Genomic DNA, 11,525 nt, shown 5'->3' with positions numbered 1-11,525 from the left:
CGGCGGCGGGCGCGCGCACAGTTCGCTGCGGCGTCGCGGGCCGGACCGTCGTGAGCGGACAGCATGGCCCGATGGCGCACTCCACTCTCGACCCGGCCACTGCGGCGTCGCAGCTCGACATCGTCGCCCGCGAGCTCGCGGCGCTGTCCGAACGGCTCACGGTCGCAGCGACCGGGGCGCGCGGGCTCGCCGCGGCCACCGACTGGCGAGCACGCGCCGCCGAGGCCTTCCATCGCCTGGCCACCCAGTGGGCGGGTGAGGTGTCGAGCCTCGTGTGTCTGGCAGAGACGGCGCGGCTGAGCGCCGCGCGGGCGAGGGATGCGGCGCTCTGGCCGATCGAGAAGGGGTTCTGATGGGTTCGGATCTCGAGATCATCGGCGGGGGCGCGGTCGCCGTCGATACGGTGACGCTGCGTGAGATGGCCGGCCGCTTCCTCGCGGCGGGCAACGAGCTCCAAGACATCCGCCACCGGCTCGGCGCGCTGCAGAACATGCTGCTCGGCGAGCGCGTGCTCGCGGAGGAGGCCGCGAGCACGGCATCCGTCCTCAGCAGGCGTCTCGCCGAGACGCTCGAAGGCGCGAACCGCATCGCGAGCGCCCTGCGCGAGGCCGCAGCGATCTACGAACTCGTCGAGCTCAACGCAGAGCACCGTGCCGCGGTGCTCGCGGGAGACCGTGACGCCGTCGCCCGGCTCGATGTCGCCCGCGACACGCTCATGGCCCGCCACCCTGACGCGTTCGCAGCCGCGGTCGGGGCCGAGCTGGAACGAGACGTGATGTGGCCGTCCGACCTTCAGCGGCAGGCGACCGAGCTCGGCTACGCCGTCGGCGACCTCTTCGGGTTCCCGGCAGCCGTCGTCGGCGGCGTCGCGCTCGGCGGGCTCACCCTCGGCGCGGGCGCGCTCGCCGGGTTCAGTGGTCAGGGCACGCTGCCGGCGGGTTCTCGGCTCACCGGTCGCGGGCAGTCGGTGGTCCTCACGCCGGTCACGCCGGCCGCGTCGTCGACCGCGGCTCCGACCGGGCTGCGGTCGGTTGCGCAGCGGATGCCCGGAGCCGGGGAATCACGGGTGCGCGTCGAGCGATACACGATGCCCGACGGGTCGCGCCAGTTCGCGGTGTACGTCGCCGGCACCCAGACGCTCGCGGTCGGCGGTGACGAAGCATGGGACAACCGCTCCAACGCAGAGCTCTACGCCGGGCGGGCTTCCGCGTCCTATGAGGCGACGGAGGCCGCGCTCGCTGCCGCGGGCGCACGCCCCGGTGACGTGGTGCACGCGTTCGGCCACTCCCAGGGCGCGATGGTCACGGCGCACCTGGCGCTCGAGGGCGGCTACGACACCCGCACGCTCGTGTCGTTCGGATCGCCGGTCGAAGCCGACGTCGGCTCCGGCACCCTGAGCGTCGCCGTGCGTCACACCGACGACCCCGTGGTCGCGCTCGCCGGGGGTGGGCACATCGCGCCGGTCGGGTCCGCGGGCAGCTTCGTGGTGGAGCGCGAGTTCGATCCCGAGTCCGGAGTCCACGACGTGGCGGTCGCTCCGCATCGGATGACGTCCTACGCCGAGACCGCGGGCTTGGTCGACGCGTCGGGCGACCCGCGCGTGGAGAGTGTGCAGGCCGTGTTCGCCGACCTGTCGGGCGCCGTCGAGATCGAGGTCCTCGAGTACGCCGCCGCGCGAGGCGACGACGGGTGAGCTGTCAGTCCTTGGTCTTCGGCCGCAGGATGATGCCGAACACCCAGTTGATCAGCGAAATGATGATCGCGGCGACGAGCCCGAGCCAGAAGTCCTCGACCCTCAGGCCCCAGCTCCAGAAGCTCGTGATCCACGCAGTGAACCACAGCAGGAACGCATTGATGAGCAGGCCGATCAGCCCCAGCGTGAGGATGTACAGGGGGAACGCGAGCACCTTGATGATGGTGCCGATGAGCGTGTTCACGAGTGCGAAGATCGCCGCGACGATCAGCAGGGTGAGCACGAGCTGGAGCGTTTCGCCCGGGGGGAACGGGACGATCGAGACCTGCAACGCCGTGATCAGGGTGACGACCCAGATCGCGAACGCGTTGACGACGACGCGGATGAGGAATCCCATGGTCCGCAGTCTGGCACGGCCTCGCGACCGGTGCGAGGACGACGGGGCGTGTGTTCGGACGTCCACGCATCCTCCCGCGCGCAGCCGCGCCGCTCGTAGACTCGGCAGGGTGACCGACGCCTCCGACATCCCCATCCGCGTCCGCCCCGAGATCGCCGCGCTGCCCCCCTACAAGCAGGGCCGCCAGGCGGGGGCCGAGTCCTACAAGCTGTCGAGCAACGAGAACCCGTTCGATCCGCTGCCCGGAGTCCTCGAGGCCGTGCAGGCCGCGACCGCCGTGAACCGGTATCCGGACGCCTCGGCATCACGTCTGCGGGCGCGCCTGGCCGAGCGCTACGCCGTCGCCGTCGACGACGTCCACGTCGGAGCGGGCAGCGTCTCGATCCTCGCCCAGCTCGTCCAGGCCACCTGCGCGCCGGGTGACGAGGTGATCTACGCGTGGCGGTCGTTCGAGGCCTACCCGTGGCTGGCGGTCGTGGCCGGCGCGACCGCCGTGCACGTGCCGCTGACCGCCGACTTCCGCCACGACCTCCCGGCGATGGCCGCGGCGATCACCGACCGCACGCGCGTGGTGATCGTGTGCAGCCCGAACAACCCCACGGGGCCGGCGGTCACTCAGGAGGAGTTCGACGCCTTCGCGCTGACCGTTCCCGCCGACGTGCTCATCGTGCTCGACGAGGCGTACTCGGAGTTCGTCACCGACCCGGCTGCGGTCGACGGCACGCGCGTGCTCTCGGCGGCACGCCACCCGAACGTCGTCGTGCTGCGCACCTTCTCGAAGGCGTTCGGTCTCGCGGGGCTCCGGGTCGGCTACGCGATCGGGCACTCGCGCATCCTCGACGCCGCGCGCAGCACGACGATCCCGCTCTCGGTCACCGCGCAGGCCGAAGAGGCCGCACTCGCGAGCCTCGACGCCGAGGAGGAGCTCCTCGAACGCGTGCGGGCCATCGCCGAGCGCCGCGACCGCGTCGCCGACGGACTCCGCGGAGCCGGATGGCGCGTGCCCGACGCGCAGGGCAACTTCGTGTGGCTCCCCGCCCACGACGAGACGGTCGCGATCGCCGAGGCGTTCGATGCGGCCGGCTTGATCGTGCGACCGTTCGCCGGCGACGGCATCCGCATCTCCATCGGCGAAGAGGAATCGGTCGAGAAGGTGCTGGAGATCGCGGCATCCGTCGCTCGCGGCCTCCCCGCCGGGCATCGCGGCGTTGCGGGCGGCGGTGACGCATGACCACGCCTGAGGACGACACCACCGTCCGCTTCCTCGCCGCGGACGGGACGTTCGCCCCGTCCGCCGCGGCCGAGCCGTACCGGGAGCTCGTCGACAGCCTCACCGACGAGGCGCTCGAGGGCTTCTACCGCGACATGGCCGTGATCCGCGCGTTCGACGTGCAGGCCACCAACCTGCAGCGGCAGGGACAGCTCGCGCTCTGGCCGCCGAGCTTCGGTCAGGAGGCCGCGCAGGTCGGATCGGCCCGCGCCGCGCGGGCGCAGGATCACCTGTTCCCCTCGTATCGCGAGCACGTCGTCACGCGGATCCGCGGCGTCGATCCGGTCGACATCATCCGCCTCATGCGCGGCCTCACGCACGGCGGCTGGAACCCCTTCGACCCCAAGAACGGCAACACGCACCTCTACACGCTCGTGCTCGGCGCCCAGACCCTGCACGCGACCGGCTTCGGCATGGGCCTCGTCTTCGACGGGCGGTGCGGCACCGGCGACCCCGAGCGCGATGAGGCGGTCATCGTCTACTACGGCGACGGTGCGTCGAGCCAGGGCGACGTGCACGAGGCGATGGTGTTCGCGGCGAGCTACCTCACCCCCGAGGTGTTCTTCCTGCAGAACAACCAGTGGGCGATCTCGGTCCCCGTCGCCACGCAGTCGCGCGCGCCGCTGTACAAGCGGGGCGAGGGCTACGGGATGCCCAGCATCGCAGTCGACGGGAACGACGTGGTGGCGAGCTGGGCGGTCACCCGGGCCGCGCTCGATGAGGCACGCTCCGGCCTCGGACCGCGTGCCATCGAGGCGATGACGTACCGCATGGGCGCGCACACGACCAGCGACGACCCCACGAAGTACCGCACCGCCGACGAGGAGGAGTCCTGGCGACGCCGCGACCCGATCGCGCGGATGGAGGCGTTCCTGCGCGCCAAGGGCGCGTCGGACGCGTTCTTCGCCGACGTCGAGGCCGAGTCCCGCGCCGTGGCCGATGACGTGCGCACCCGCACGAACGAGCTCGGCGGGATCGAGGCCGGCCTCATCTTCGAGCACGTGTACTCCGAACAGCATCCGCTCGTCGACGAGCAGCGCCGCTGGCTCGCCGACTACGAGGCATCCTTCGAAGGGGGTGGCGCGTGAGCACCACGACCAGCACCGCTCCGGCATCGGCAGGCGATCGGGTCGCCCCCATCACCATGCCGATCAGCCGCGCGCTCAACGCCGGCCTGCGCGCCGCGCTCGCCGCGGACGACCACGTGCTGCTGATGGGCGAGGACATCGGCAGGCTCGGCGGGGTGTTCCGGGTGACCGAGGGCCTGCAGGCCGAGTTCGGCGAACGCCGCGTGCTCGACACCCCGCTCGCCGAGTCGGGCATCGTCGGCACCGCCATCGGCCTCGCGATGGCCGGATTCCGCCCCGTCATCGAGATCCAGTTCGACGGGTTCGTCTTTCCCGCGTTCGACCAGATCACGTCCCAGCTGGCGAAGATCACGAACCGCCACGAGGGCGCCCTGCAGATGCCGATCGTGATCCGCATCCCGTACGGCGGGCACATCGGCGCGGTCGAGCATCACCAGGAGAGCCCCGAGGCCTACTTCGCCCACACGCCGGGGCTCCGGGTGGTGAGCCCGTCGACCGCGAACGACGCGTACTGGATGATCCAGGACGCGATCGCCTCGGCCGACCCCGTGATCTTCCTCGAGCCCAAGAGCAAGTACTGGCAGAAGGGCGAGGTCGACACCGTCGCCCGCGCTCTGCCGCTGCACGCGAGCCGCATCGTGCGACGCGGCACCGACGTCACCCTCGTCGGGCACGGCGCGATGGTGACGACGCTGCTGCAGGCCGCCGCGCTCGCCGAGTCCGAGGGCACCAGCTGCGAGGTCGTCGACGTGCGCTCGCTGTCGCCGATCGACTACGGGCCGATCCTCGACTCCGTCCGCCGCACCGGCCGCATGGTCTACGCGCAGGAAGCCCCCGGCTTCACGAGCGTCGGCAGCGAGGTCGCCGCCACCGTCATGGAGAAGGCGTTCTACGCCCTCGAGGCGCCCGTGCTGCGGGTATCCGGATTCGACATGCCCTTCCCCCCGGCGAAGCTCGAGGGAGCATTCCTCCCCGACGCCGACCGCATCCTCGAGGCCGTCGACCGCGCCCTCGCTTACTGATGTACCGAGCGTTGAGTGACACGTGCGAGCGACGCGTTTCGTCTCGTCGCTGCGCTCCTCGCTCCACGACCGGACGACCCAAGGAGACCGAATGACCACGCAGACGTTCGTCCTGCCCGACGTGGGCGAAGGTCTCACCGAGGCCGAGATCGTGTCGTGGCACGTCGCCCCGGGCGACACCGTGGCCGTCAACGACGTCCTCGTCGAGATCGAGACCGCCAAGTCGCTCGTCGAGCTGCCCTCGCCGTTCGCCGGCACGGTGGGCGACCTGCTCGTCGGTGAGGGCGAGACCGTGAACGTCGGTGCCCCGATCATCACCATCGCGTCGGACGCGGCTGCCGCAGGCCCCGCGACCGTCGGGCAGTCCGAGCACGGCGAGCCCGCCGAAGCCGCGCCCGCATCCGCTGAGGGCGACGGAGCAGTACTCGTCGGCTACGGCACCGGCGGCGAGGTGAAGTCGCGTCGGCGCAAGCCCGCGGTCACCTCGCAGGAGCGCGTGGAGGCCTCCGTCGGTGTGGTCGCCAAGCCCCCGATCCGCAAGCTCGCGCGTGACCTCGGGGTCGATCTCGCCAGCGTCGCGCCGAGCGGTCCCGCCGGGGAGGTCACCCGCGACGACGTCGTGAGGCACGCCTCGCAGGCGAGCGTCTTCCGCAACATCGAGACGCCCGAGTGGGGCGATGTGCGCGAGGAGACGATCCCGGTCGCCGGGGCAGCGGCATCCGTCCCCTCGGCCACGCCCGTGCCCGAGGACGCGCGTGAGGAGACCATCGCGGTCAAGGGCGTGCGCAAGGCGACCTCGTCCGCGATGGTGCAGTCGGCCTACAGCGCACCGCACGTGACGGTCTGGACCGATGTCGACGCGAGCCGCACGATGGAGCTCGTCAAGCGGCTGAAGGCCTCGCCGGACTTCGCCGACGTCAAGATCTCGCCTCTGCTGATCATGGCCCGCGCCGTCATCTGGGCTGCCCGCCGCACGCCGATGGTGAACGCCGCGTGGGTCGACGCCGAGGGCGGCGCCGAGATCCGGGTGCGCCGCTACGTGAACCTCGGGATCGCCGCGGCGACCCCGCGCGGCCTGCTGGTGCCGAACATCAAGGACGCGCAGGACCTGTCGATGCGCGAGCTCGCCCGCGCGCTCGAGAAGCTCACGCTCACCGCGCGCGAGGGCAGGACGACTCCGGCCGACCAGCAGCAGGGCACGATCACGATCACCAACATCGGGGTGTTCGGGATGGATGCCGGCACCCCGATCATCAACCCGGGCGAGGCCGGGATCGTGGCGCTCGGCACGATCCGCCAGAAGCCGTGGGTCGTGGACGGCGAGGTGCGGCCGCGCTGGGTGACCACCGTCGCCGGCTCGTTCGATCACCGGGTCGTGGACGGCGATGGGATGTCGCGCTTCATCGCCGACGTCGCCTCGATCCTCGAGGAGCCCGCACTCCTGCTCGACTGAGCCTGGACCGGGCTGGACCGGCGTAGCATTCCGGTGTCGCGCCGTCGTCGACCGGATCAGTGGAAAGAAGCGGAGCCGTCATCTCCAGGACCCCTGCCTCGCTGCCCACGCCCCGCCGTGTGCAGGGGACGTACTATGCGCTCACGCTGGGCAACACGCTCGCCGCCTCGTTCATCTGGGGCATCAACACGCTGTTCCTGCTCGACGCCGGGCTGACGAACTTCGAGGCGTTCTCGGCGAACGCCTTCTTCACCGCCGGGATGCTGATCTTCGAGATCCCGACCGGCGTCGTGGCCGACACCCTCGGCCGACGGGCGTCCTACCTCCTCGGGACCCTCACCTTGGCCGTCACGACCGTCATGTACTGGATGCTGTGGGTCTGGCAGTCGCCGTTCTGGGCCTGGGCGATCGTGTCGGTGCTGCTCGGACTCGGCTTCACCTTCTTCTCCGGCGCGGTGGACGCCTGGCTCGTCGACGCGCTGCAGGCCACCCGGTACGAAGGCAGCCTCGAGACCGTGTTCGGGCGGGCGCAGATCGTCGGCGGCGTCGCGATGCTCTCGGGCTCCGTGCTCGGCGGCGTGCTCGCCCAGATGACGAACCTCGGCGTGCCGTTCCTGGTGAGGGGCGCCATCCTGCTCGCGATGTTCGTCGTCGCCGGGCTGCTGATGCGCGACCTCGGCTTCACCCCGGACCGCAGCGAGGGCCCGCTCCAGGCGACGCGCACCGTCTTCCGCGCCTCGGTGCGCTACGGCCTCGGCAATCCTCCGGTGCGCTGGCTGATGCTCGCGAGCCCGTTCATCGCCGGGGTCGGCATCTACGTCTTCTACGCACTGCAGCCCTACCTGCTGGAGCTGTGGGGTGACGACCAGGCGTACACCGTGGCGGGACTCGCGGCCGCCCTGGTGTCGGGTGCATCGATCGTCGGAGGGCTCCTCGCCCCCTGGGTGCGCCGACTCTTCCGCCGGCGGACGTCGACGCTCCTGCTGTCGGCGGTCGTCAGCGTGCTGGTGCTGATCGGACTGGGACTCGTCCAGAACTTCTGGTTCGCGGTCTTCCTCGTGGCGCTGTGGGGCGTCGCCTCGGCGATCGACGACCCGGTGCACCGGGCCTACCTCAACGACATGATCCCGTCCAAGCAGCGGGCGACCGTGCTCTCGTTCGACTCCCTGATGGGGTCGGGCGGCGGCGTCGTCTTCCAGCCGGCACTGGGACGGGTCGCGGATGTCGGAGGCTACGGAGCCTCGCTGGTCTGGAGCGGGGTGATCTCCGCGGCCGCCATCCCGTTCGTCCTGCTGAGCCGGGGACAGCGCCCGCCGGCCGACACGGCGCGCGAGGTCACGGCGGAGTCTCCCGCCTGAGAGCAACCTGCCGGGGCGACGGCCGGTGCGACCGCCGGCCCGGCAGGATGCCTCGGATCAGTCCAGGCCGTTCTCGGCGAGCCACGCGGCCGCGATGTCGTCCGACGACATCTGGTCCACGGTCGACTGCACGTTCAGCGCGACGAGACCCTCGGGGGTCAGCGCGGCACTCACGGCGTTGATGACGTCCGCGATCTCGTCGGCGATGTCGGCGCTGACGACCGGGACGACGTTCGACGCGAGGAACAGGCCCTCCGGATCCTCGAGGGTGACGAGGTCCTTCGTCTTGATCAGGGGGTCGGCGCTGTAGACGTTGGCGACCTGGATGTTGCCCGCCACGAGCTCGTCGACGGTCGTGTCGCCGGTGCCCTTGAACTTGACGTCGACGCCGTAGATGTCCTTCAGCCCGGTCGGCCCGTACGGGCGCTTCTCGAGCTCGGGGGCGCCGCCCAGCGTCAGGCCGTCGATGCCGGCGAGGTCGCCGATCGACACCAGGTCGTTCTCCGCCGCGAAGTCGGCCGTGACGTTGTACGAGTCCTGGTCGGTCGCCGGCGACTGGTCGAGCACGGCGAGGCCCTCCGGCAGCGCTTCCTGCAGGGCTGCGTAGACGTCGTCCGCGGTGGTCGCCGTCGCTTCGGGGTCGAAGAACTGCAGCAGATTGCCGGTGTACTCGGGGAACAGGTCGATCGACCCGTCCTCGATGGACGGCATGTAGGCGTCGCGCTGCCCGATGCTGAAGTTTCGCTTGACCTCGAAGCCCGCGCCCTCGAGGGCCTGGGCGTAGATCTCCGCGATGATCTCGTTCGAGTAGTACGCCTGCGAGCCGATGACGATCGTCGACGAGCCGCCGGGCGCTTCGCTCGCGCCGTCGCCGCCCGTGATCGGGTCGCTCGAGGCGCAGCCCGCGAGGGCGAGTGCGGCGATGGTGGTCGCGCTGAGAGCCAGCGCGAGGCGGGTGCGTGCTGTGGACATGTGGGGAACCTCCGGTTGTGGTGGTGGGTCAGGCGGGTGTGCTCGCGACGGCGCGCGTGCGCACCCCGGGGGAACGCTGCGGGGAGTCCGTCCTCGCGGTCACGCCGCGCGGCACGACGACGCGCTGCAGCAGCGCGAACATCGCATCGAGGAGCAGTGCGAGGGCGATGACGACGATCGAGGCGCCCAGGATCTGCGGGAAGTCCCGCAGCGGGATGCCCTGGATGATGTAGTAGCCGAGGCCGCCGAGGCCGACGAACGCGGCGATCGTGACGGTGGCCACCACCTGCAGCGTGGCCTGCCGCAGCCCGCCGATCAGGAGAGGGAGGCCGAGGGGCACCTCGATCTTCCACAGCACCTGCCAGGGGGTCATCCCCATCGCCCGGCCTGCGTCGACGACGGTCCGGTCGATCGCCTCGAACCCCGCGTAGGCGCCTGCGAGGATCGAGGGGATCGCGAGGATGACGAACGCGGTCACCGCCGCCTCGGTCTTGAGCGACACGCCGAGCAGGAGATAGAGCAGCACGATCAGCCCGAGCGAGGGCAGGGCGCGTGCGGCACCGGACAGCGACACCGCGAACTCGCGGCCGCGCCCGGTGTGCCCGATGGCCCAGCCGGCGGGGATCGCGATCAGTGCCGCGATCAGCACCGATCCGAATGTGAACGCGAGATGCTGTGCGATGGCCGTGGGCAGCGGCAGGGTACCCGTCAGTCTCTCGGGCGAGAAGATCCAGGCGAACGCCTCGAGGAAGTAGTTCATACCGTCACCGCCCGCAGGGCGCGCTCGCGGCGAGACGGCCGCCGCCGGTTCCAGGGCATGAGGACGCGACCTGCCACGACGAGGAGCAGGTCGATCAGCACGGCGATCACGACCACCGCCACGACGCCCGCCAGGACCTCGGGGATGATGCGGCGCTGGAACCCGTTCGTGAAGAGGTAGCCGAGGTTCTGGACGCCGATGAGGATGCCGACGGTCGCGAGCGAGATGGTCGACGAGGCGGTGACCCGCAGGCCGGCGAGCAGGACGGGACCGGCCAGCGGGAAGTCGACGGCCCAGAAGCGCCGCCACGACCCGAATCCGACGGCGACCGCGGCGGAGCGGGTGACGGGGTCGACCGACGCCAGGCCGTCCGTGACCGATCGGGTCATGATCGCGACCGCGTAGATGGTGAGGGCGACGACGAGGTTCGTCTCGGAGAGGAGGGGAATGCCGAACGCGGCCGCGAGCACTGCGAAGAGGCCGAGGGAGGGGATCGTGTAGAGCAGACCGACGGTGGCCAGCGTCGGTCCGCGCAGGCCGGTGTACCGGAACGCGGCCCAGCCGATGGGGATCGCGATGAGGAAGCCGAGCACGATCGCGATCAGGCTCTGCCGGAGGTGGTCGATAGACAACGCCCAGATCAGGTCGAGGTTGTCGAGCACCCAGCTCACGGGGCGTCCTCCATGAGCACCCCCTGCGTGCGACCGGCGGAGTCGACGACCACGACGCCGTTCGGGGTCTCCTTGCGACGCAGCGACCGCGCGCCCCTGTCGGCCCCGATGAAGCTGGCGACGAATTCGCTCGCAGGGTGCTCGGTGATCTCGTCGGGGGTGCCGACTTGAGCGATCTTCGCGCCCTTCTCGAGGATCACGACCTGGTCGCCGAGCAGGAACGCCTCGTCGATGTCGTGCGTCACGAACACGATGGTCTTGTCGAGCTCCCGCTGCAGGCGGAGGATCTCGGCCTGCAGCTCTTTGCGGACGATCGGGTCGACCGCGCCGAAGGGCTCGTCCATCAGCAGGATGTTCGGATCGACGGCCAGCGCCCGGGCGACCCCCACGCGCTGCTGCTGGCCCCCGGAGAGCTGAGCCGGGTAGCGCTCGGCGAGCGCGCGGTCGAGGCCGACCACGTCCATGAGCTCGAGCGCCCGCTTGCGGGCGACCTTGCGCGCGACCCCGGAGAGGACCGGGACGGTCGCGATGTTGTCGACGACGCTGAAGTGCGGGAGCAGCCCCGCGTTCTGCAGCACGTAGCCGATGCCGCGGCGGAGCGCCACCGGATCGCGACCCGCGATCGGCTCGTCGTCGATGGCGATCTCGCCGCCGGTCGGCTCGACGAGGCGATTGATCATGCGCAGGAGCGTGGTCTTGCCGCAGCCGGACGAGCCGACGAGGACGGTGACCCGGTGCGCCGGGATGACCAGACTGAACTCGTCCACCGCCAGCGTGCCGTCGGCGAAGCGCTTGCTGACGGATCGGAACTCGATCGCCATTGTGTCCTTTCGGCGGGTCT

Annotated in this window: 12 protein-coding genes; 7 read left to right on the top strand and 5 right to left on the bottom strand. The window is 70.9% G+C overall.

Annotated elements, in window-relative coordinates:
* The first annotated feature begins 71 nt into the window (after nt 1-71).
* The gene (locus ASD93_RS13105) at nt 72-353 is read left to right on the top strand and encodes a hypothetical protein (RefSeq protein WP_056123331.1); all 282 of its coding nucleotides are present in this window, start codon (nt 72-74) and stop codon (nt 351-353) included.
* Nucleotides 353-1,693, top strand: a complete 1,341-nt coding sequence (locus ASD93_RS13100) for a hypothetical protein (protein WP_056123328.1) — start codon at nt 353-355, stop codon at nt 1,691-1,693. The genes ASD93_RS13105 and ASD93_RS13100 overlap by 1 nt, the downstream gene beginning before the upstream one ends.
* A 4-nt stretch (nt 1,694-1,697) precedes the next feature.
* On the opposite strand, the gene ASD93_RS13095 is transcribed toward ASD93_RS13100, so the two are convergent.
* Complete coding sequence (locus tag ASD93_RS13095) at nt 1,698-2,090, bottom strand: phage holin family protein (RefSeq protein WP_056123325.1); 393 nt, start codon at nt 2,088-2,090, stop codon at nt 1,698-1,700.
* A gap of 109 nt (nt 2,091-2,199) precedes the next feature.
* Here ASD93_RS13095 and hisC point away from each other — a divergent pair, with 109 nt between their 5' ends.
* The 5 genes from hisC to ASD93_RS13070 all read left to right on the top strand — a co-directional run bounded on the left by hisC (nt 2,200) and on the right by ASD93_RS13070 (nt 8,281).
* Nucleotides 2,200-3,321 carry a histidinol-phosphate transaminase gene (gene hisC, locus ASD93_RS13090; RefSeq protein WP_056123322.1) on the top strand — a complete coding sequence of 374 codons (1,122 nt, stop codon included), beginning with the start codon at nt 2,200-2,202 and terminating at the stop codon, nt 3,319-3,321.
* A complete protein-coding gene (locus tag ASD93_RS13085; RefSeq protein WP_056123319.1) occupies nt 3,318-4,448 on the top strand; it encodes a thiamine pyrophosphate-dependent enzyme in 1,131 nt (376 codons plus the stop codon). Before hisC ends, ASD93_RS13085 begins: the two co-directional genes overlap by 4 nt.
* Nucleotides 4,449-4,504: 56 nt before the next feature.
* Entirely contained in the window at nt 4,505-5,470 is a 966-nt protein-coding gene (locus ASD93_RS13080) for an alpha-ketoacid dehydrogenase subunit beta (protein WP_056124529.1), read from the top strand.
* Nucleotides 5,471-5,561: 91 nt separating this feature from the next.
* Nucleotides 5,562-6,923, top strand: a complete 1,362-nt coding sequence (locus ASD93_RS13075) for a dihydrolipoamide acetyltransferase family protein (RefSeq protein WP_056123316.1) — start codon at nt 5,562-5,564, stop codon at nt 6,921-6,923.
* A gap of 119 nt (nt 6,924-7,042) precedes the next feature.
* The gene (locus tag ASD93_RS13070; protein ID WP_157536957.1) at nt 7,043-8,281 is read left to right on the top strand and encodes an MFS transporter; all 1,239 of its coding nucleotides are present in this window, start codon (nt 7,043-7,045) and stop codon (nt 8,279-8,281) included.
* Nucleotides 8,282-8,338: 57 nt separating this feature from the next.
* Here ASD93_RS13070 and ASD93_RS13065 read toward each other — a convergent pair whose 3' ends face one another.
* Genes ASD93_RS13065 through ASD93_RS13050 form a run of 4 tightly spaced genes read right to left on the bottom strand, consistent with a single transcriptional unit; the run spans nt 8,339 to nt 11,505 of the window.
* Complete coding sequence (locus tag ASD93_RS13065; RefSeq protein WP_056123313.1) at nt 8,339-9,253, bottom strand: ABC transporter substrate-binding protein; 915 nt, start codon at nt 9,251-9,253, stop codon at nt 8,339-8,341.
* Between the two features lie 28 nt (nt 9,254-9,281).
* Nucleotides 9,282-10,013: an ABC transporter permease gene (locus tag ASD93_RS13060; RefSeq protein WP_056123308.1), complete on the bottom strand. Its 732-nt coding sequence runs from the start codon at nt 10,011-10,013 to the stop codon at nt 9,282-9,284.
* A complete protein-coding gene (locus ASD93_RS13055) occupies nt 10,010-10,684 on the bottom strand; it encodes an ABC transporter permease (protein ID WP_056123305.1) in 675 nt (224 codons plus the stop codon). Before ASD93_RS13055 ends, ASD93_RS13060 begins: the two co-directional genes overlap by 4 nt.
* Nucleotides 10,681-11,505, bottom strand: a complete 825-nt coding sequence (locus ASD93_RS13050) for an ABC transporter ATP-binding protein (RefSeq protein WP_056123301.1) — start codon at nt 11,503-11,505, stop codon at nt 10,681-10,683. The genes ASD93_RS13055 and ASD93_RS13050 overlap by 4 nt, the downstream gene beginning before the upstream one ends.
* Nucleotides 11,506-11,525: the final 20 nt, after the last annotated feature.

It is taken from the genome of Microbacterium sp. Root180 (assembly GCF_001428485.1).
In the GTDB taxonomy this organism is placed as follows: Bacteria; Actinomycetota; Actinomycetes; order Actinomycetales; family Microbacteriaceae; genus Microbacterium.
Note: the sequence above shows the minus strand (reverse complement) of the source record. Positions and strands in the feature narration are given on the sequence as shown.

Bases quoted from the DNA above. Each gene is read 5' to 3' on its own strand.
- ASD93_RS13105 (WP_056123331.1), top strand. From the start codon at position 72: ATGGCGCACTCCACTCTCGACCCGGCCACTGCGGCGTCGCAGCTCGAC.
- ASD93_RS13100 (WP_056123328.1), top strand. From the start codon at position 353: ATGGGTTCGGATCTCGAGATCATCGGCGGGGGCGCGGTCGCCGTCGAT.
- ASD93_RS13095 (WP_056123325.1), bottom strand. From the start codon at position 2,090: ATGGGATTCCTCATCCGCGTCGTCGTCAACGCGTTCGCGATCTGGGTC.
- ASD93_RS13085 (WP_056123319.1), top strand. From the start codon at position 3,318: ATGACCACGCCTGAGGACGACACCACCGTCCGCTTCCTCGCCGCGGAC.
- ASD93_RS13080 (WP_056124529.1), top strand. From the start codon at position 4,505: ATGCCGATCAGCCGCGCGCTCAACGCCGGCCTGCGCGCCGCGCTCGCC.
- ASD93_RS13075 (WP_056123316.1), top strand. From the start codon at position 5,562: ATGACCACGCAGACGTTCGTCCTGCCCGACGTGGGCGAAGGTCTCACC.
- ASD93_RS13065 (WP_056123313.1), bottom strand. From the start codon at position 9,253: ATGTCCACAGCACGCACCCGCCTCGCGCTGGCTCTCAGCGCGACCACC.
- ASD93_RS13060 (WP_056123308.1), bottom strand. From the start codon at position 10,013: ATGAACTACTTCCTCGAGGCGTTCGCCTGGATCTTCTCGCCCGAGAGA.
- ASD93_RS13050 (WP_056123301.1), bottom strand. From the start codon at position 11,505: ATGGCGATCGAGTTCCGATCCGTCAGCAAGCGCTTCGCCGACGGCACG.